Annotated in this window: 1 protein-coding gene; it reads left to right on the forward strand. The window is 68.7% G+C overall.

All coding sequences use genetic code 11. The features are described from left to right. A partial coding sequence (locus ACW9IR_RS30120; RefSeq protein WP_457466252.1) for a glycosyltransferase occupies window positions 1–230 on the forward strand: 230 nt, incomplete at both ends.

Genomic DNA, 230 nt, shown 5'->3' on the forward strand with positions numbered 1-230 from the left:
TAACCCCTGCGCCCTGATCCCGGTCTACAACCACGAAGCCGCCGTACCCGCCGTGGTCCGGAGTCTGTTGAACAGTGGCCTGCCCTGCCTGCTGGTGGACGATGGCAGCAGCCCGGCCTGCGCCGCCGTGCTGGCGCAACTGGCCACCTTGGAAAACGTCACGCTGCTGACCCTGCCCACCAACCAGGGCAAGGGCGGTGCCGTGATGGCCGGTTTCCGCGAGGCCGCAC

This window comes from Pseudomonas sp. SDT291_1_S447 (genome assembly GCF_054070155.1).